This is a genomic window from Micromonospora sp. WMMD1120, assembly GCF_029626235.1.
Classification (GTDB): Bacteria; Actinomycetota; Actinomycetes; order Mycobacteriales; family Micromonosporaceae; genus Micromonospora.
The window spans coordinates 2,050,972-2,069,160 of record NZ_JARUBO010000005.1; the positions used below are offsets into that span (position 1 = coordinate 2,050,972).

The window sequence follows — 18,189 nt, forward strand, 5'->3', positions numbered from 1 at the left end:
ATTCACCCGTTCACGTCCATCAGGCAAACTGTCTCTCGTACCCACGCGACTCCTCCAGTCGGGCCGTCGCCCGCTGAGCCCCGGATCCCGCGCCGGCCTCGGCGCGGCCCTTGTTCTGCTCGCGATCGTCTCGGGGGTGGAGGCGGCGGACGGCCGCAAGGCGCACTACATCGCGCTGCTGGCCGCCGCGCCCTTCCTGGCCGCCGCGCTGGCGTCCTGGCCGGTGGTCCTCGGTGTCGGCGTCGTGGCGACGCTGATCGGGGTCGGTTTCGCGCTGGTCGAACCGAAGATGTGGCTTGTCACTTCGGTCAACGTTGTCTCGGTCGCGCTCGCCACCGGTTTGGCGGTGGGGGTGGCCTGGGCCCGGCAGCGGCAGACCGAGCAGATCGTCGAGTTGACCAGGCTCGCCTCGGTGGCCCAGCAGGCGGTGCTGCGTCCGCTCGGGCCCCAGGTCGGCACGCTCTCGGTCGCCGGGCGCTACATCTCGTCGACAGCGACGGCCGAGATCGGCGGTGACCTGTACGAGGCGATCGACACCCCCTACGGCGTACGCATGATCATCGGTGACGTGCGCGGCAAGGGCCTGGACGCGGTCCGGCTGGCCAGCATCGTGCTCGGTTCCTACCGGCACGTCGCGTACGAACGCGCCGACCTGCGGGCCGTCGTCGCCGATCTGGACCGCGCGGTGGCCCGCAATGTCGGCGACGAGGACTTCGTCACCGCGGCGCTGGTCGAGGAGCGTGGTGGCACGCTCACCATCGTCAACTGTGGACATCCGCCGCCGCTGCTGTTGCGCCGGGGTGCGGTGATCGCGCTGGACCCGCCGGCCCCCGCCCCTCCGCTCGGGTTCATGCCGGTGGTCCGTCCCCGGGTCGAACGCCTGGAGCCCGGGGACCGCCTGCTGCTGTTCACCGACGGCCTCGGGGAGGCGCGGCGGGACGGCGAGTTCTTCCCCACCGCCGACCGGGCCTGGCGACTACTCGGCCACGGCACTGTCGCCGACGGCCTGGCGTCGCTGGAGACCGCACTGGTCGAGTGGGTCCACGGCCGGCTCGACGACGACATCGCGCTGGTCCTGATGGAGTACGTCGGTGATCGTCGCGGCGCGGCGGTGGCCGTCCCGAGCTGGGAGGTCGGCACCGCCGAGGGCTGATCGGGACGCCGGTGCCGAAGCTGTGTAATCGCCGTCACTCGGGTGATCCGCTTGTCGCTGCCTACTTGTGAGTAATACAGTCGGGGTTACTGATCGGTAACACCTGTCCGGAAGCGGGGGCCAGCGAGCATGACCCACTACAAGAGCAACCTCCGGGATCTCGAGTTCAACCTTTTCGAGGTCTTCGGCGCGGACCGGGCGTTCGGCCAGGAGCCGTACTCGGAGCTCGACACCGACACCGCCCGCAGCTTCCTCGCCGAGGTCGAGCGGCTGGCCCGCGAAGACCTGGCCGCCAGCTACACGGACAGCGACCGCAACCCGCCGGTCTTCGACCCGGCCACCCACACCGCACCGCTGCCGGAGTCGTTCAAGAAGTCGTACCAGGCGTTCATGGACTCGGAGTTCTGGCGGCTGGACCTACCGCCGGCGCTCGGCGGCACCAACGCCCCACGCGCCCTCTGGTGGGCGCTCGCCGAGCTGGTCCTCGGCGCGAACGCGCCGGTCTGGATGTACGCCTCCGGCCCGTCCTTCGCGCACGTCCTGCACGTCGAGGGCACCGAGCGGCAGAAGAAGTGGGCCAAGCTCTTCATCGACAAGCAGTGGGGCTCCACGATGGTGCTCACCGAGCCGGATGCCGGCTCGGACGTGGGCGCGGGCCGCGCGCGGGCGGTCCCGCAGCCCGACGGCAGCTGGCACATCGAGGGCGTGAAGCGCTTCATCACCTCCGGTGAGCACGACCTGAGCGACAACATCGTGCACTACGTGCTGGCCCGCCCGGTCGGCGTGGAAGGTGTCGGTGGCCCCGGCACCAAGGGCCTGTCCCTCTTCGTGGTGCCGAAGTTCCACTTCGACGAGGCCACCGGCGAGCTGGGCGAGCGCAACGGCGTCTACGCCACCAACGTCGAGCACAAGATGGGCCTGAAGGTCTCCAACACCTGCGAGGTGACCTTCGGCGAGCACGGCGTGCCGGCCAAGGGCTGGCTGCTGGGCGACAGGCACGACGGCATCCGGCAGATGTTCATGATCATCGAGTACGCCCGGATGATGGTCGGCACCAAGGCGATCGCCACCCTCTCCACCGGCTACCTCAACGCCCTGGAGTACGCGAAGAACCGGGTGCAGGGCGCCGACCTGGTCCAGCAGGCGGACAAGACCGCCCCCCGGGTCACCATCACCCACCACCCGGACGTCCGCCGCTCGCTGCTGTTGCAGAAGTCGTACGCCGAGGGCCTGCGGGCCCTGGTCCTCTACACCGCCACCTGGCAGGACAGGGTCGCGCTCGCCGAGGCCGCCGGTGACGAGAAGGCCACCAAGCTGGCCAAGCGGGTCAACGACCTGCTGCTGCCGCTGGTCAAGGGCGTCGGCTCGGAGCGGGCGTACGAGCTGCTCGGACACGAGGCCCTGCAGACCTTCGGCGGCTCCGGCTTCCTCCAGGACTACCCGCTGGAGCAGTACGTCCGGGACGCGAAGATCGACACCCTGTACGAGGGCACCACCGCCATCCAGAGCCTCGACCTGATCTTCCGGAAGATCGTCCGGGACAACGGCAAGGCGCTGCTGGCGGTCTCCGGTGAGATCCAGGAGTTCATCACGTCCGAGGCCGGCAACGGGCAGCTCAAGGAGGAGCGGCAGGCGCTCGGCAGGGCGCTGGGCGAGATCCAGAACATCCTCGGCGTGCTGACCGGCTGGCTGGGTGAGGCGCAGGCCGGCGACGCCCGCGCGCTCTACAAGGTCGGGCTGAGCAGCCGGCGGTTCCTGCTGGCGGTCGGCGACCTGGTGGTCGGCTGGCTGCTCCAGCGGCAGGCCGACGTGGCGCTGAAGGCGCTGGCCGGCGACGTCTCCGCCAGCGACAGGGCGTTCTACACCGGCAAGGTGGCCGCTGCCCGTTTCTTCGCCCGCGAGGTGCTGCCCCGCATCGGCGCCGACCGGCGGATCATCGAGGGCGCCGACCTCGACATCATGGACCTCCCCGAGGACGCCTTCTGACAGTGCCACGGCACGCCTGACGGTTCCGGGTCGCACCACCCGGCACCGACGGCCGGCGGGGCGACTCTGCCCCCGCCGGCCGTCGCCGTCTCCCCGGGTGGGTGGACGGCCGACCGGTGGACGCCGCATTGACCGGGCCCGGCCGGGTATGCCCGGAGCGTCGCGGGTAACCGTCACGTGACCTCGAAAGGGCACGCCCAGAGCCACCGCACGGGGGAGTGCAGCGCACATGGGTGTAGGAAGCGGCATCTTTCTCATCGCGATCGGCGCGATCCTGACCTTCGCGCTGAGAGCCAACGTCTGGTGGATCGACGTACGGGCGGTCGGCTGGGTGTTCATCCTGGCCGGGCTGGCCGTACTGCTGACCACACTCTGGTTCTGGCAGGACCGGCGTAAGCGGGCCCGGACCCTCATCGTGGAGGAGAACCGGCTCTCGCACCCGACGGCGATGATGCCGCCGCCGCCGGACCCACCGCCACCGACCGCGCCACCGTCCTGATTCCGTAGGACCCGGGACGCGTGCCCCTGAGCCACCCGCCGACGATCGGCGGGTGGCTCAGTCGCGTGCGGCGTGCCGGGCCGTCATCGGCGCGCCCGCCCGGGCCACCTCCGTCCAGTTGGACGGGCAGCGGTGCACCGCCAGTTCGGCGGTGCGCAACCCGTCCTCGCCGATGCCGGCCGGATCGAGGAGCGCGGAGAGCAGCGATATGCCCGGGTTGTGGGCGATCAGCAGTGCTGTGCGGGCGTCCGGGTCCACGGTGCGGACCAGCGCCAGCAACTCCTCGGGATGCGCGTCGTACGCCCCCGGCTCGTAACGGACAGCGGGTCGGGGGCCGGTCGGACCGCCCTCCGGCGGCGAGCCGGTCATCCCCATCGCCACCCCGTGCCAGGTCTGTCGGGTGCGTCTGGCGGTCGAGCAGAGCACCACGTCGGGCAGCAGGCCGTGGTGCGCCAGCCAGGCTCCGGCCGCCGCCGCGTCGGCGGTGCCGCGGGCGCTCAGTGGACGCTCGGCGTCGTCGGTCGCGTCGCTGCCCTGCTCGGCCTTCGCGTGCCGCAGCAGGATCAGTGTGCGTGTTTCGGGGTCCGCGTCCGTCATGCCCTCAGCTTGCCCGATTGGCGATCTCCGTGCCGGGGTAAGTCGATGGATGCCGCACCCCCACCGACGGCCGCGGCGCGAGGTACGCCAGGTGAGAGCCGAGGAGCGAGACATGGGCATTGGTGGCAGCATCTTCCTGATCGCGCTGGGCGCGATCTTCGCGTTCGCAGTGGAGGCCGATCTGGGCTGGTTGGACCTGGCCGTGGTCGGCTGGGTGCTGATGCTGGCCGGCGTCGCCGGTCTGCTCGGCACCCTCTACTTCTGGAGCAGCCGCCGCCGTGCGGTGGTCGCCGCTCCGGTCCGCGAGGAGCGCGTGGTGGCCGACCGGGTCGTGCCCGTCCAGGACGACCAGGTCATGCGGGAGTACCGCGAGGTGCGTCGGCCGGGGCGCCCGGTCTGATACCCACTCACACACTCCGGGGTCCCGCAGCGTGGCGGGGCCCCGGCTCGCGTCCGGCTCCGCCCTCCCGGCCGGTCAGGCGAACAGCGCGAAGTAGATCGCGATGTGGTGGCAGAGCGCCGCCACCAGCGTGCAGGCGTGGAAGAACTCGTGGTGGCCGAAGACGGTCGGCCAGGGATTGGGCCGCCGCAGCGCGTAGAAGACCGCGCCGACGCTGTAGATCGCGCCACCCGTGATCAGCAGGACCAGCGCCGCGACCCCGCCGCCGTGCAGGATCTCGGGGAGCATCGCCACCGCCACCCAGCCCAGCGCCAGGTAGAGCGGCGCGGACACCCAGCGCGGCGCGTGCGGCCAGACCAGCTTGACGGCCACGCCGGCCAGCGCGCCACCCCAGACCACTGCCAGCATCACGGTGGCCGGCCGGGGCGCCAGCAGCAGCACGCAGAACGGGGTGTACGTGCCGGCGATGAACACGAAGATCATCGAGTGGTCCATCCGGCGCATCACCTGGTAGCCGCGCTCCGACCACACCCGACGGTGGTACAGCGCGCTGGTGCCGAAGAGGCCGCACACCGTCAGGCTGTAGATGAGACAACTGACCAGGGGTGCCCAGCCCGGGCGGCTGGCGGCGATCGAGCAGAGCACGATGCCGCAGACCAGGGCGACGAAGAAGGCGTACGTGTGCAGCCAGCCGCGCATCCGGGGCTTACCGATGTCGACCGGCTTCAGGCGAAGCGGGGCGGAGGTGGTCACCCGCTCAGGTTACGACACCGTAGGTTACTTGTAAGTAGTGGCGTTGGTGACACCTGGCACCGGCACCGTGAACACCACGGCGGCACGACATCGGCGAGGATGAGCGGATGCGGATCCGACCCGTCGGCGAGCACGCCCTGCTGATCGACTGCACCACTCCCAGCGCCGTCGCCGAGGCCGACCCGCCCGGGCCTGACGTGTCCGAGGCGGACCTGGTCGAGGCGTGGCGGGCCGAGCTGTGGCACCGCCGCGAACAGGGGGACCTGGCCACCGTGGAGATCGTGCCGGCGGCCAGCACCGTCCTGCTCGACGGCGTGCCGGACCCCGCCGCCACCGCCGACCTGCTGTCGCTCTGGGCATCGACGGTCAGCACCGCCGCACGAGGAGCCGCGACGGCCATCAGCCCCGCCGATCTTGCACTTTCTGCCCCGACGGAACGGGGCGATCGAGTCATAACGCCGACCAAAAGTGCAAGATCGACGGATGGAGGGTGCTCGGTTCCGGAATGGGCGGCGGATTTTGCGGTTCCGGTCGTGTTCGACGGGCCGGATCTGGTTTCGGTCGCTGACCACTGGAAGGTGGACGTGCCGGCGGTGCTGCGCCGGCTGACCAGCACCCCGTTCCGGGTCGCGTTCTGCGGCTTCGCTCCCGGCTTCCCCTACCTGACCGGGCTGCCCGCCGAGCTGGCGCTGCCCCGGCTGGCCACCCCCCGCCCCCGGGTGCCGGCCGGTTCGGTCGCGCTCGCCGGCCCGTACGCGGGCATCTACCCGAGCGCGTCCCCCGGTGGTTGGCTGCTGGTCGGCCGCACCGAACTCGTCCTCTTCGACGTGCACGCGGACCCGCCGGCCCGCCTGGGCCCCGGCACCTCGGTCCGGATGGTCGTGGCGTGACCGGGCCGGCGGCGATCGAGGTGCTGCGCGCCGGGGCGCTCACCACGGTGCAGGACCTGGGCCGGCTCGGCTGGGCGCACCTCGGCGTACCCCGGTCCGGTGCCCTCGACCCGGCCGCCCTCCGGTTGGCCAACAGGTTGGTCGGCAACCCCGAGCACGCCGCCGGGCTGGAGATCACCCTCACCGGTTGCACGCTGCGACTGACCCGCGCCACCACCGTGGCGGTCACCGGCGCCGAGGTGCCGGTGCTGGCGGGTACCCGCCCCGGCGACACCGGACGCCCACTCAGCGTGCCGGCCGGAACGGTGCTGCGGATCGGCCCGGCCCGACAGGGCGTACGGAGTTGGCTGGCGGTGGCGGGCGGCATCGAGGTGTCGCCGGTGCTCGGCAGCCGGTCCACCGACACGCTCTCCGGCCTCGGCCCGCCTCCGCTGCGCGACGGCGACCGGCTACCGCTGGGCGACCCGATCGGCGCACCCGCGCCGGTGGACCTGACCCTCGGCCGCACGCCCGCGCCGGAGCTGCGCCTGACGCTGCGCCTCGGCCCGCGCGACGACTGGTTCCCGCCGGCCGCGATCGATCTGCTGTTCGGTACCGCGTACACGATCAGCCCGGTGAGCAACCGGGTCGGCGCGCGACTCGACGGCGCGGCCCTGCCCCGCGCGGTGGCCGGCGAACTGCCCAGCGAGGGCCTGGTGCTCGGCGCGGTGCAGGTGCCGGCGGACGGACAACCCCTGATCTTCCTCGCCGACCATCCGACCACCGGCGGGTACCCGGTCATCGGAGTGGTCACCGACGTGACAGCGCTCGCGCAGGCCCGGCCAGGGACTACCGTCAGGTTCCATGGACCTCAACGCTGACCTGGGCGAGGGATTCGGGATCTGGCGACTCGGCGACGACGAGGCACTGTTGAGCCTCGTCACCTCGGCGAACGTCGCCTGCGGCTTCCACGGCGGCGACCCGTCCACCATGCGGCGGGTCTGCGAGGGCGCCGCCCGGCGCGGGGTCGCGGTGGGCGCGCAGGTCGGCTACCGGGACCTGGCCGGCTTCGGCCGGCGGCACATCGCGTACGACTTCGCCGAGCTGCGCGACGAGGTGACCTACCAGTTGGGGGCGTTGGACGCGTTCTGCCGGCTGTTCCGCACCCGGGTCCGCTATCTCAAGCCGCACGGCGCGCTCTACCACGCGGCGAGCACCGACGAGTCCCAGGCGGCGGCGGTGGTCGCCGCGGTCACCGGCTTCAATCCCGAGCTGCCCGTCCTCTGCCTGCCCGGCTCGACGCTCGCCCAGCTCTCCGTGGGGGCGGGTCTGCCGGTCGTCGCCGAGGCGTTCGCCGACCGCGCCTACCTGCCCACCGGGGCACTGGTGCCGAGGGGCACCCCCGGCGCGGTGATCAGCGACCCCGAGCAGGTGGCCGAGCGGGCGGTCCGGATGGCCACCCAACGCAGCGTGGTGGCTGTCGACGGCACCGTCATCCCCTGCTCGGTCGACTCGATCTGCGTACACGGCGACACGCCGGGCGCGGTCTCCGCCGCCGAACTCGTCCGCGCCACACTCATCGACGCCGGCGTGCCGCTGGCCCCGTTCGCCTGACGCGGAGGGGCCCGGCGGGGCCCCTCCGCGCTGCGCCTCAGGCGTCCAGGTCCCTGCGCACCAGGTCAAGCGTCCAGGCCGCGCAGCACCAGCGGCAGCCGGGTCACCGCACCGTCGACCACCCGGACCGGTACGCCCCAGTCCTGCCGGGTCAGGTGACACGCCGCGTGCTCGACGTCCGCGTCGCAGGTCGCCGCCTGGGCGGTCACCTGCAGAACCCCGCCGGTGACCTCGCCGTTGAGCACCAGCCGCCGGGACAGCTCGGTGCCCGTGCCGGCGCCCTCCACCAGCAGCTCCGGCGGGGACGCCGAGACCACAAGCCGGGTCGACGGCCCGTACGTCTCGTCCAGCTTCTGCCCCGGCGCCGGGGTGAACACGATGTCCAGGGTCACTTCACCGGCAGCCACGTCGGTCGGCCTGCGCTCGGTGCGGTGCCGGGGCCCGTCGACAGTGCTGGCACCCGCCGCCGACAGGGCACCCGGGGCGAGCCGGGTCAACCGGTGCGCGGCGGACTCCACCACCAGCACCTCACCGGACGGGGTGAGCACCAGGTCGCTCGGCTCCGCCAAGCCGTCGGCGACTGTGGAGACCTGGTTGCTCTCCCTGTCGAAGCGGCGTACCGCCCCGTTGTACGTGTCCGCGATCAGCACCGAGCCGTCCGGCAGCGCGCACACCCCCAGCGGGTGCTGGAGCAGCGCCGACTCGGCCGGACCATCCACGTGCCCGAAGTCGAACAGGCCCTGCCCGACGGCGGTGCCCAGCACGCCGTTCTCGACGTAGCGGATCGCGCTGGTCTCGCTGTCGGCGACCCATAGCCGGGCGCCGTCGGTCGACACGGACAGCCCGGACGGCTGCGCCATCCACGCCTCGTCCAACGGCCCGTCGCGCAGCGCCTCCACGGTCGTGCCCGCGTACATGCCGGCGGTCCGCTTGATCGGGTCGAACCACCAGAGCTGGTGGATGCCGGCCATCGCGATGATCAGTTTGTCGTCGTACCAGGCCAGGTCCCACGGGGACGAGAGGTCCACGGCGAGCGCGTCGTGGGCGTGGTCGTCGACCTCGGCGCGCCACTGCCGGCCGCTGCCGGCCACAGTCACCACCTCGCCGGACTCGAGCCGTACGCCACGCAGGAGGTGGTTGACGGTGTCGGCCACCACCAGGTCGTAGCCGGCGACCTCGGCGACGTGTGTGGGCAGCAGGCACACCCCCTGCGGCTCGGAGAAGGTCGCCACGGTGGCCGGCCCGTCGGCCCGGCCGCGTTCACCGGAGCCGATCCGGCGCACCGGCGTCTCGCCGTCCGGGGCGACCTCCACCAGGGAGTGCCGGGCCGAGTCCGAGACCAGCAGGTTGCCGTTCGGCAGCAGCGCCGCCTTACCCGGGAACCGCAACACGGTCTCCGGCGCCGGCGGCGGGACGTACGGGCCGTCGCCCCGGTGCAGGGTGCCCTTGGCCTCGTGCGTGGCGATCAGCTCATCGATCAGCCGGGCCAGCCCCTCGGCGTGCCCCTCGCCGGCCATGGTGGCGACCACGTACCCCTCGGGGTCGATCACCGACAGGGTCGGCCAGGCCCGGGCCGCGTACTGCTGCCACATGTCCAGCTCGGGATCGTCGAGGACGGGGTGGTGCACCCCGTACCGCTCGACCGCGGCGGCGAGCGCGTCCGGGTCCTTCTCGTGTTCGAACTTCGGCGAGTGCACACCGATCACGACGAGCACGTCGCCGTACTTCTCCTCGAGCGGGCGCAGCTCGTCGAGCACGTGCAGACAGTTGATGCAGCAGAACGTCCAAAAATCCGCGATGACGATCTTGCCGCGGAGGTCGGCGAGCTTGAGATCGCGTCCACCGGTGTTCAGCCAGCCTCGGCCGCGCAGCTCAGGAGCCCGTACTCGTGCAGTCGTTCCCATGCCTGCCAGCCTGCCACGCCGTACCGTCCCGCCCGCCGCCGAGCCCTGCGCGATCTTGCACTTCCTGCTGCGACTTAAGAGACATTTGGCGCAAAACGACGTCCGAAACTACAAGATCGACGCGGCGGGGGGCGGGGCGGGGCGTGGGCGGGGCGTGGGCGGGGCGGGGCCACGAACAACCGTGGCCCCGCCGTGGTGTGCTACTTCGTTGCTGGCTTGAGGCAGAGGACCCGGTTGCTGCCCTCGCCCGGCAGCACCACGTGGGGCTGCGTCGGGTCGGCGCACTTGTCCTTCGCGCTCACCTTCGACACGATCGTGAACGCGCCCGCCTCGCCGCAGTCCGCCGCCGAGGCGCCGCCCTGCCCCGACTGCTTCACGCAGGTGCCGACCGCCGGGTCGAAGGAGGGCGTGTCGTCCCCGCCGACCTTGCCGAGCAGCAGCAGCAGACCGAGTGGCACCGCAAGGATGAGCACCGCGGCGATCAGCACCGCCGCCAGCACCCGTCCGTTGCGGACCTTCGGCGCCGGTGGCTCGACCTTGGGCTCGTCGGCCTCCGGCTTGAACGCGTCGAATCGGCCCTGGTCGGACTGGCTGTCGGACTCCTGGCCCCAGGACGGGGCCGGATGCTGCGCCGGCGGGAAGCCGCTGGGGGCGTGCTCGGTCGCCGGTCCGGCGCCGAAGCCGGGGCCGTTGCCCCCCGGGCCGCCGAAGCTCGGTGCACCGAAGGCAGCCGTGCCGTTGACGCTGGCGGCACCGCTGGCGGGTGCGCCCGGACCGCCGAAGGGGTCACCCGGCGTATCGGCACCGGAGTGTGGCCGGGTGCCGTTCACCGGCCGGTTGTTGGCCGGCGCGTCGACGAAGGACGGCACACCGGGCGGGAACGCCGGCGGCGCGGGCTGCTCGTTGAACGCGTTCGGCGCGGGCTGCCGGTCGTCGAAGTGACTGTCGCCTGCGGACTCGCCACCCCAGCCGGGGCCGACCTGCCGCGGCGCTTCGTTCTGCCAGTCCGGGGCGATCTGGCGCTGCGGCTCGTTCGGCCAGTCCGGCACGCCCTGACGGCCGGCAGCCGGATTGCCCGGGAACACCTCCGGCTCCGGCTCGGCCTCCGGCTCCGGGCGGGTCGGGCGGCCGTACACCCGGGGTTGCGGGCTGGCGGTGCCGGTCGGTCGGATGGCCTGGTCGGTCGGGGGCATGACCCGGCTGGCCAGCGGCACCGAAGCGCTCGCCGTGGCCTTGGCCGCGCCGGCTGCCGGGTCGGCCTCCGGCGTGGGGACGACGGCCCGGCCCGCTCCGGACTCCGGAGAGGTGCGCGGCGCGGGCACCACCGCGCCACTCGCGGGGGCGTCGTCGGAGCGCCCCCAACCGGCCGGCTCCGGCTCGTACGACGTGGCGTCCGGGGTCTGCGGCGTGTAGTCGGCGGGTGGGGCGGCGGCCAGGCTGGCGCCCGGAACGCGCTGCTCCTGCGGCGGCAGCGGCACGGCGTTGGCCGGGGAGATGCCCGGCGCGGGCCCCGGTTGGTAGGCCGGTGGCTCGTCGGCGCGGTCCGCCTCCCGCCCCGCGCGGGCGGCTTCCGCCTCGGCGCGGCCCCACACCTCACCGGGCGCCCACGGCTCGGCCTCCGGCACGCCGGGAGTGCTCGGCGCGACGTTGTCGGAGCCGGTGGCCCAGGCGGGCGCCCCGTCGTTGCCGGGCACGCTGGCGCTGGCGCGGGCGGGGAGGCCGCTCTGCTCGGCGGGGGTCCAGCCCGCCTGCTCGGGCCGGTCGGTCGGTTGGTCCTGCGCCGGGAGCACCCAGTCGGGCTGCTGCGGACGCCCCTCGGCGCCGCCCCAGGCGGCCGGCTGTGCGGGCTGGTCCTGCCGCTGGTCACCGTCGCCGTTCCAGCCGGGCTGCGCGGGCTGCTGCGGTGCGGCCGCCCATCCGCCGGAGCGGGCCGGGTCGTCCTGCCCGGGCCAGTTCGGCGTCGCGGGCGCCGGCACCTGGGCAGCGCCACGGGCCGGGTTGGCCGGGGCGGCCTGCCCCCAGGCGGGGGCGGGGGCTTGCTCGGTCGCCTCGGCGGGCTGGCCCCACGCTGGCGGGGACTGCTCCGCCGGCGTCCACACCGGCTGGTCGTCGCGGGCGGGCCAGCCGCCGTTGCCGGCGGAATGCTCCTGCTGCGGGCCACCGGACCAGCCGGCGGCCTGCGGCGACTCGGGCTGCTGCGGCTCGGCCCCACGCCACTCGGTGGTGGGGGGACTGGCCGGTGCCGCCCCGCCCCAGCCGCCGGAGGTGGCCGGATCGTCCTGGGCGGGCCAGGCGGCGGTGGCCGGGGCCACCTGCGCGGCGCCTCGGGCCGCCGGCTGGGCCTGCGCCCAGTCCGGCTGCTCGGCGGCGTTGGTGCCCCAGGCGGGGGCCGCCGCGTTCGGCTCGGCGGGTGGCCAGGCCTGCTGCTGCGCTGCCCACGGTGCCGGCTGCTGCTGCGGTGGCTCGGTCGGGCCGCCGCCGGCCGCCCAGGCGGGCTGCGCCGGCTCACCGGGCTGCGGGGCAGCGGCGGCGCCCCAGGCGGGGGCCGGCGGTTGCTCGGGCTGGCTGGCCCACGCCGGCGCCGACGGGTTGGGCCGTGCCGGGGGCGCGGGCGCCCAACCCAGGTCGGGTCCGCCAGCGTTCTGGCTGTTGTCCGGCTGCGCCGGGCGGTCGCCGTACGGCGCCGGTCCGCCGGCGCCCGGTGACACCTCGTCCGGCTCTTGGCCGGGGCGGTGCGGGCCCTCGGACGTCATGGGTGCGCCTCCTCCATCACTGGTCGGCTCGCCGTGCCGATCGGACTCCTCGGCGTGGCTGCCGGCGTCACCGGCGTACCGCGGTGCCGGCTCCCCGCACGGTATCGGGTGGCGGCACGGCACGTCCAAGGAGCATCGGCCGTCACTCCCCGTGACCGGCTGGTGTCGAGCAGTTCCTGTCGGCTCGGCCTCTGCCGGGTCGGCGGGCGGCGACCGAAGCCCACCGTACCGGGCGCTGCGGCACTGCGGAATCCCGGTGGCGGGTGGTCCGGAAACGCCGATGGCCCACCCGGTGGGCCGGGTGGGCCATCGATCTGGAGGAGGTGAGGGATGTCGTGGAGCGTCAGCCCATGTGACGCTGGGCGATGACGAGGATTTCCTCGCGGACCGCCGGCGAGTTCGCCGAGCGCAGCGCGTGCTCGATGGCACGGGCGCGGCGGGTGGCCTCGCGGTGGTTGCGGATTCGCTCGATCATGCTCATTGGTGGGTCCCCCTAGCTATTCGGTTGTTCGCCCCTGATGCCTCTATTCAACAGCACCATCGACCTAAAATCCATCGATTATTAGGTGAGCTGGGACACCTGCCTAACAATCATAGGTCAACAGGCTGTCTGGCCGACGATTTCGTCGTCCAACGGACACGGCCGGTGTGCCGGGCGTTAACCCGTGGCACACCGGCCGTGGCTGGCGTCTCGAACGGTCAGGTCCAGGCGAGCAGTGCCGCCTCCGGGTCAGCGAGGAAGTCGCCGATGTCCCGGAGGAACTTCGAACCCAACTCGCCGTCGATGATCCGGTGGTCGAAGCTCAATCCCAGGGTGGTCACCTGGCGAACCTTGACCTTGCCCTTGTGCGCCCAGGGCATCTCCCGCACCGCGCCGAAGGCCAGGATGGCCGACTCGCCCGGCGGCAGGATCGGCGTGCCGGTGTCCACCCCGAACACGCCGACGTTGGTGATGGTCAGCGTGCCGCCCGACATGGCCGCCGGTGAGGTACGGCCGGACTTCGCCGTCTGCACCAGGTCGGTCAGCGCGTCCGCCAGCTCCCGCAGCGTCAGCCGGCCGGCGTCCTTGATGTTCGGCACGATCAGCCCACGCTCGGTGGCCGCCGCGATACCGAGGTTGACGTACTCCTTGACGACGATCTCGTCGCCGGCCCACGTCGAGTTGACCATCGGGTGACGACGTACCGCGAGCAGCACCGCCTTCGCCACCAGCAGCAGCGGCGAGACCCGTACGTCGCGCCACTCCCGCCGGCCCCGGAGCCGGTCCAGCGCCTTCATCGCCCGGGTCACGTCGACGGTCAGGAACTCCGTCACGTGCGGGGCGGTGAACGCCGAGCGGGACATGTTCTCCGCGGTGAGCTTGCGGACCCCCTTGACCGGGATGCGCTGCTCCCGGTCGGCGCCGAAGCTGGGCGCTGTCGTCGTCGCGATCGGTTCGGCGGCCACCACCGCCGCACCGCTGGCGGCCTGCTGGACGTCCTCCCGGGTGATCGAACCGAGCGGCCCCGACCCGGTCACCGTTCCGAGGTCGACCCCGAGGTCCTTGGCGAGCTTGCGGACGGGCGGCTTGGCCAGCACCGCGCCGGCCGCCGTCGCGTGCCCGTTCCGCTGCGGAACGGGCGGGACCACCGGCTGCGGAGTGGGCGGGACCGCCACCGGGGCCGCCACGGCCTGCGCCGGAACCGCCCCCTTGCGCGGGCGGCGCTTCGCGGCGGTCGTCCGCGGGCCGTAGCCGACCAGCACCGCCGTCCGGCCACCCGGTGCCGCTCCGCCGATCAGGCCCGGCTCCACCATGCCCTCGGCCGGTGCCACCTCCACCGCCGCCAGCGAGGCCGCCGACGGGGTCGGCAGGTCACCGCTCGGCGTGGCGGTGGTCGACGGCGACTCCAGCGGGCCGGCGCCCGGGTCGGTGTCGATCGCGATGATCGGAGCGCCGACCTCGACAGTGGTGCCCTGCGGGTGGAAGATCGCCTGCACCTGCCCGGCCCACTTCGCCGGGATCTCCACCGCCGCCTTGGCCGTCTCCACCTCGACGATCGGCTGGTTCAGCTCGATCGTGTCGCCGACCTCGACCAGCCAGGCCAGGATCTCGCCCTCGGTCAGGCCCTCGCCCAGGTCGGGCAGGTTGAATGTCTTGATCCGGGACATGTCGCTCACCAGCCGAAGGTGCGGTCGACGGCGTCGAGCACCCGGTCGAGGTCGGGCAGGTACTCCTCCTCCACCCGGGCGGCCGGGTAGGGGGTGTCGAAGCCGGTCACCCGCAGCACCGGCGACTCCAGGGAGTAGAAGCACTCCTCGGTGATCCGCGCGGCCAGCTCGGCGCCGAGGCCGATGTTCGACGGCGCCTCGTGCACCACGACCGCCCGGCCGGTGCGCTTCACCGACTCGTAGGCCGCGCTCAGGTCCAGCGGGGACAGCGAGCGCAGGTCGATGACCTCCAGCTCCCGGCCGTCCTCGGCGGCGGCGGTCGCCGCCTCCAGGCAGGTCCGCACCATCGGCCCGTACGCCAGCACCGTGACGTCGGCGCCGGGCCGCACCACGCGGGCCGAGTGCAGGGGGTACGCCTCGGACAGCGGGGCGTCCAGGTCGACCTGACCCTTCTCCCAGTAGCGCCGCTTGGGCTCCAGGAAGACGATCGGGTCGTCCGAGGCGATGGCCTGCTGGATCATCACGTACGCGTCCTGCGGGTTGGAGCAGGTCACCACCTTGAGGCCGGCGGTGTGCGCGAAGTACGCCTCGGGCGACTCGGAGTGGTGTTCGACAGCCCCGATGCCGCCACCGAACGGGATCCGGATCACCATCGGGATGTTGAGCTTGCCGCCCGAGCGGTAGTGCATCTTCGCCACCTGCGAGACGATCTGGTCGTACGCCGGGTAGACGAAGCCGTCGAACTGGATCTCGCAGACCGGCCGGTAACCACGGATGGCTAGGCCGACAGCGGTGCCGATGATGCCGGACTCGGCGAGCGGGGTGTCGATCACCCGCTGGTCGCCGAAGTCCTTCTGGAGCCCGTCGGTGATGCGGAACACACCACCGAGCTTGCCGACGTCCTCGCCCATGATGACGACCTTGCTGTCGTTCTCCAGGGCGCGACGCAGGCCGGTGTTGAGGGCCTTGCCGAGGGTGAGCGTCTCCGTGGCCATCAGTGGTTGCTCCCCTCGAACGACTCCAGGTAGCGGCTGAACTGCGCGCGCTGCTCGTCGAGCAGCGGAGAGCCGTTGGGGTAGACGTTGTCGAACATCGTCACCGGCTCCGGGTTGGGCATGTTGAGCACCCGTTCACGCAGGTGCACCGACTCGCGGCGGGCCTGCTCGTCGACCTCGGCGAAGAAGCCCGCGTCGGCGATCTGCTGCTTCTCCAGGAAGGCCCTGACCCGGGCGATCGGGTCCTTGGCCTGCCACGCCTCGACCTCGCTGGCGATCCGGTAGCGGGTCGGGTCGTCGGAGGTGGTGTGCGCGCCCATCCGGTAGGTGTACGCCTCGATCAGGCTCGGACCCTGCCCGAGCCGCGCGTTGTCCAGCGCGGTGCGGGTCACCGCGTACGACGCGAGCACGTCGTTGCCGTCCACCCGTACGCCGGGGAACCCGAAGCCGGCGGCCCGCTGGTACAGCGGAACGCGGGTCTGCCGCTCCAGCGGCTCGGAGATGGCGTACTGGTTGTTCTGGCAGAAGAAGACCAGCGGCGCGTTGAACACGCTGGCCCAGACGAACGCCTCGTTCACGTCGCCCTGGCTGGTCGCCCCGTCGCCGAAGTAGGCGATCGCGGCCTCGCCGTCGTCGGTGCCGGTCTTGCCGTCCATGGTGATGCCCATGGCGTAGCCGGTCGCGTGCAGGGTCTGCGCGCCGATGACGATCGTGTACATGTTGAACTTGAACTCGTTCGGGTCCCAGCCGCCCTGGTCCACGCCGCGGAACAGGCCGAGGGGCATGATCGGGTCGATTCCCCGGCAGTACAGGACGCCGTGCTCCCGGTAGGTCGGGAAGGCCATGTCCTGCGGACGCAGCGCCCGTCCGGAGCCGACCTGGGCGGCTTCCTGGCCGAGCAGGCTGGCCCAGAGGCCCAGCTCGCCCTGACGCTGGAGCGCTGTCGCCTCGGCGTCCAACTTCCGGACCAGCACCAGGTCGCGGTAGAGACCGCGGTATTCCTCGTCGGTGAAGTCGGCGCGGTACTCGGTGCCGTCCGGCCCGGTGACGCTGTCGATCCGCTCGCCTTCGGGGGTGAGCAGCTGCACCAGTTCGGGGTCGCCGGCCGCGCCCTTCTTGGAGCGGGGTGCGGCCCGCCTGCTGCGGGTGGTGCCCCCGGGGTCGCCCTTTGCCATCGGTCTCTCCCTGTCGTGTCTGCGTCGGCACCGGGGGGTCACCCGGCCACGCAACTCGTGCGCCTGTCCGGCTGGTGCCGGACCGGTTCCTGGCGGCCGCGCCTAGCCCCGGTGGGGGTTGCCGCACGGCGTGAAGCCGGGTTCTGGCCGAACCCGGTTCGGGAGCGCCGGCGTTCAACCGCGCCTGCCGCGAGGGTGCGCGGAGGTCACGGCTGCGTTGCCGTCGTGCTCCATATTCGCAGAGCAGGTGAGCGCGCCCACAGTACGGCTGCCCAGGAATCCGACCGTCACCGCTTTGACGCCGTTTGTCGCCATCACGCCGTGTCGGACCGCCGGTGCCTCCCGGCGCGGTTTGGCGCCGTTCGGCCAGCACCGCGTGTCGACACGCCGTGGAGGTTGGCTGACGGAGGGTGACTACGCCAGGCTGATTCCCGCAGGATCGCGCCGATCGGGTCTTATGCCGGGTTTCCCGCCGTGGCGTCCATCCATGTCCCTCGACGGACCGATGACAAGGGGTGCGCGGTGTACGAGCCAGGTGACGGTCCCGGCACGCCAGCCCTCGCCGGGCGGCTACCGCCGGGTGGTCGGCGTCCACCGGGCTCCCGCCGCCGTCGGCCCCACCCGGGGCTACCTGCTGACCGTGGCACTGCTCGCCGGCACCGCCTCGCTGCCCATCCTGGCCGCGATCAGCGCGGGCTCGGCCACCCCGGGCAGCACCGCCCTGCCGGACAGCAGCACCCCCTTCATTCCGGCCCCCTCAGTCGGGCCGGTCCTGATCCCGCAGCCGTTGACGAGCCAACCGATGTTCCCGCCGCCAGGTACCCCCGACGTCGGCCCGAGCAGCGGCTGGCTGCCCTCCGCGCCGAGGCCGGCCAAGCAACGGCCGGCCGTTGTCGGTCCGGCCCCGGCCCCGCGGATGACCGCCCCGCCGCCGGTGCCGGCGCCGACCCGGGGCACCCCACCGATCGCGCCGCCATCCGTCGCCCCACCGGCCCCGACCGCTGGACCGACCAACCCCGAGCCGACCGAACCCCCGGAGCCGGACCCGACCGATCCCGACCCGACCGCCTCGTCGGACCCGGAACCGACCGCTTCGTCGGACCCCGACCCGACCGACCCGGCCCCGACCGCCTCGTCGGACCCGGGCCCGACCGGTCCCCCCGATCCGAGCCCGACCGGCTCCACCGGGACCGATCCGATCCCGAACCTGACTGTGGAACCGTCGCCCACGCGGCAGTCGACGCTGACGGCCAGCCGCACGCCGCTGGCCGGACCGACACACCCCACGGTGTCCCCGGCGGTACGGTGACGCTCAGGCGCGGCCCGTCCGGCGCCGGCGGTGT

Annotated in this window: 16 protein-coding genes; 8 read left to right on the plus strand and 8 right to left on the minus strand. The window is 72.9% G+C overall.

From position 1 onward, the window contains the following. Window positions 1–28 precede the first annotated feature (28 nt). The 3 genes from O7634_RS09725 (at window position 29) to O7634_RS09735 (ending at window position 3,638) form a co-directional block, all read left to right on the plus strand. Entirely contained in the window at window positions 29–1,153 is a 1,125-nt protein-coding gene (locus O7634_RS09725; protein WP_278153923.1) for a PP2C family protein-serine/threonine phosphatase, read from the plus strand. Window positions 1,154–1,282: 129 nt separating this feature from the next. Continuing rightward, window positions 1,283–3,139, plus strand: coding sequence for an acyl-CoA dehydrogenase (locus tag O7634_RS09730; RefSeq protein ID WP_278149804.1), 1,857 nt, complete (start codon window positions 1,283–1,285; stop codon window positions 3,137–3,139). A gap of 229 nt (window positions 3,140–3,368) precedes the next feature. After that, window positions 3,369–3,638, plus strand: a complete 270-nt coding sequence (locus O7634_RS09735) for a DUF6458 family protein (RefSeq protein WP_030332052.1) — start codon at window positions 3,369–3,371, stop codon at window positions 3,636–3,638. Window positions 3,639–3,695: 57 nt separating this feature from the next. Here O7634_RS09735 and O7634_RS09740 read toward each other — a convergent pair whose 3' ends face one another. Further along, complete coding sequence (locus O7634_RS09740; protein WP_278149805.1) at window positions 3,696–4,235, minus strand: histidine phosphatase family protein; 540 nt, start codon at window positions 4,233–4,235, stop codon at window positions 3,696–3,698. Window positions 4,236–4,347: 112 nt separating this feature from the next. On the opposite strand from O7634_RS09740, the gene O7634_RS09745 reads away from it, so the two are divergent. Beyond that, the gene (locus tag O7634_RS09745; RefSeq protein ID WP_278149806.1) at window positions 4,348–4,635 is read left to right on the plus strand and encodes a DUF6458 family protein; all 288 of its coding nucleotides are present in this window, start codon (window positions 4,348–4,350) and stop codon (window positions 4,633–4,635) included. Window positions 4,636–4,710: 75 nt separating this feature from the next. On the opposite strand, the gene O7634_RS09750 is transcribed toward O7634_RS09745, so the two are convergent. Further along, window positions 4,711–5,388, minus strand: a complete 678-nt coding sequence (locus O7634_RS09750) for a hemolysin III family protein (RefSeq protein WP_278149807.1) — start codon at window positions 5,386–5,388, stop codon at window positions 4,711–4,713. Window positions 5,389–5,495: 107 nt separating this feature from the next. On the opposite strand from O7634_RS09750, the gene O7634_RS09755 reads away from it, so the two are divergent. Genes O7634_RS09755 through O7634_RS09765 form a run of 3 tightly spaced genes read left to right on the plus strand, consistent with a single transcriptional unit; the run spans window position 5,496 to window position 7,871 of the window. Beyond that, entirely contained in the window at window positions 5,496–6,278 is a 783-nt protein-coding gene (locus O7634_RS09755) for an allophanate hydrolase subunit 1 (RefSeq protein ID WP_278149808.1), read from the plus strand. Beyond that, the gene (locus O7634_RS09760) at window positions 6,275–7,138 is read left to right on the plus strand and encodes a biotin-dependent carboxyltransferase family protein (protein ID WP_278149809.1); all 864 of its coding nucleotides are present in this window, start codon (window positions 6,275–6,277) and stop codon (window positions 7,136–7,138) included. The genes O7634_RS09755 and O7634_RS09760 overlap by 4 nt, the downstream gene beginning before the upstream one ends. Then, window positions 7,122–7,871, plus strand: coding sequence for a 5-oxoprolinase subunit PxpA (locus O7634_RS09765; RefSeq protein ID WP_278149810.1), 750 nt, complete (start codon window positions 7,122–7,124; stop codon window positions 7,869–7,871). Before O7634_RS09760 ends, O7634_RS09765 begins: the two co-directional genes overlap by 17 nt. A 65-nt stretch (window positions 7,872–7,936) precedes the next feature. On the opposite strand, the gene O7634_RS09770 is transcribed toward O7634_RS09765, so the two are convergent. From O7634_RS09770 to pdhA, 6 genes are all read right to left on the minus strand, one after another. Continuing rightward, entirely contained in the window at window positions 7,937–9,775 is a 1,839-nt protein-coding gene (locus O7634_RS09770) for an NHL domain-containing thioredoxin family protein (RefSeq protein WP_278149811.1), read from the minus strand. Window positions 9,776–9,975: 200 nt separating this feature from the next. Then, window positions 9,976–12,528 carry a hypothetical protein gene (locus O7634_RS09775; protein WP_278149812.1) on the minus strand — a complete coding sequence of 851 codons (2,553 nt, stop codon included), beginning with the start codon at window positions 12,526–12,528 and terminating at the stop codon, window positions 9,976–9,978. 343 nt (window positions 12,529–12,871) lie between these two features. Then, window positions 12,872–13,009, minus strand: coding sequence for a hypothetical protein (locus tag O7634_RS09780; protein WP_278149813.1), 138 nt, complete (start codon window positions 13,007–13,009; stop codon window positions 12,872–12,874). Window positions 13,010–13,227: 218 nt separating this feature from the next. Beyond that, a complete protein-coding gene (locus O7634_RS09785; RefSeq protein ID WP_278153924.1) occupies window positions 13,228–14,676 on the minus strand; it encodes a dihydrolipoamide acetyltransferase family protein in 1,449 nt (482 codons plus the stop codon). Window positions 14,677–14,681: 5 nt separating this feature from the next. Further along, a complete protein-coding gene (locus tag O7634_RS09790) occupies window positions 14,682–15,671 on the minus strand; it encodes an alpha-ketoacid dehydrogenase subunit beta (protein WP_278149814.1) in 990 nt (329 codons plus the stop codon). Then, a complete protein-coding gene (pdhA, locus tag O7634_RS09795) occupies window positions 15,671–16,846 on the minus strand; it encodes a pyruvate dehydrogenase (acetyl-transferring) E1 component subunit alpha (RefSeq protein ID WP_278149815.1) in 1,176 nt (391 codons plus the stop codon). The genes O7634_RS09790 and pdhA overlap by 1 nt, the downstream gene beginning before the upstream one ends. Before the next feature lie 535 nt (window positions 16,847–17,381). Between pdhA and O7634_RS09800 the strand changes: the two genes are divergently transcribed. After that, complete coding sequence (locus tag O7634_RS09800; RefSeq protein WP_278149816.1) at window positions 17,382–18,155, plus strand: hypothetical protein; 774 nt, start codon at window positions 17,382–17,384, stop codon at window positions 18,153–18,155. The last annotated feature ends 34 nt before the right edge of the window (window positions 18,156–18,189 follow it).

What these genes read in the sequence shown, in the direction of transcription:
- O7634_RS09730 (WP_278149804.1), top strand. Translation starts at nt 1,283, where the DNA reads ATGACCCACTACAAGAGCAACCTCCGGGATCTCGAGTTCAACCTTTTC.
- O7634_RS09735 (WP_030332052.1), top strand. Translation starts at nt 3,369, where the DNA reads ATGGGTGTAGGAAGCGGCATCTTTCTCATCGCGATCGGCGCGATCCTG.
- O7634_RS09740 (WP_278149805.1), bottom strand. Translation starts at nt 4,235, where the DNA reads ATGACGGACGCGGACCCCGAAACACGCACACTGATCCTGCTGCGGCAC.
- O7634_RS09745 (WP_278149806.1), top strand. Translation starts at nt 4,348, where the DNA reads ATGGGCATTGGTGGCAGCATCTTCCTGATCGCGCTGGGCGCGATCTTC.
- O7634_RS09755 (WP_278149808.1), top strand. Translation starts at nt 5,496, where the DNA reads ATGCGGATCCGACCCGTCGGCGAGCACGCCCTGCTGATCGACTGCACC.
- O7634_RS09765 (WP_278149810.1), top strand. Translation starts at nt 7,122, where the DNA reads ATGGACCTCAACGCTGACCTGGGCGAGGGATTCGGGATCTGGCGACTC.
- O7634_RS09770 (WP_278149811.1), bottom strand. Translation starts at nt 9,775, where the DNA reads ATGGGAACGACTGCACGAGTACGGGCTCCTGAGCTGCGCGGCCGAGGC.
- O7634_RS09775 (WP_278149812.1), bottom strand. Translation starts at nt 12,528, where the DNA reads ATGACGTCCGAGGGCCCGCACCGCCCCGGCCAAGAGCCGGACGAGGTG.
- O7634_RS09780 (WP_278149813.1), bottom strand. Translation starts at nt 13,009, where the DNA reads ATGAGCATGATCGAGCGAATCCGCAACCACCGCGAGGCCACCCGCCGC.
- O7634_RS09785 (WP_278153924.1), bottom strand. Translation starts at nt 14,676, where the DNA reads ATGTCCCGGATCAAGACATTCAACCTGCCCGACCTGGGCGAGGGCCTG.
- O7634_RS09790 (WP_278149814.1), bottom strand. Translation starts at nt 15,671, where the DNA reads ATGGCCACGGAGACGCTCACCCTCGGCAAGGCCCTCAACACCGGCCTG.
- pdhA (WP_278149815.1), bottom strand. Translation starts at nt 16,846, where the DNA reads ATGGCAAAGGGCGACCCCGGGGGCACCACCCGCAGCAGGCGGGCCGCA.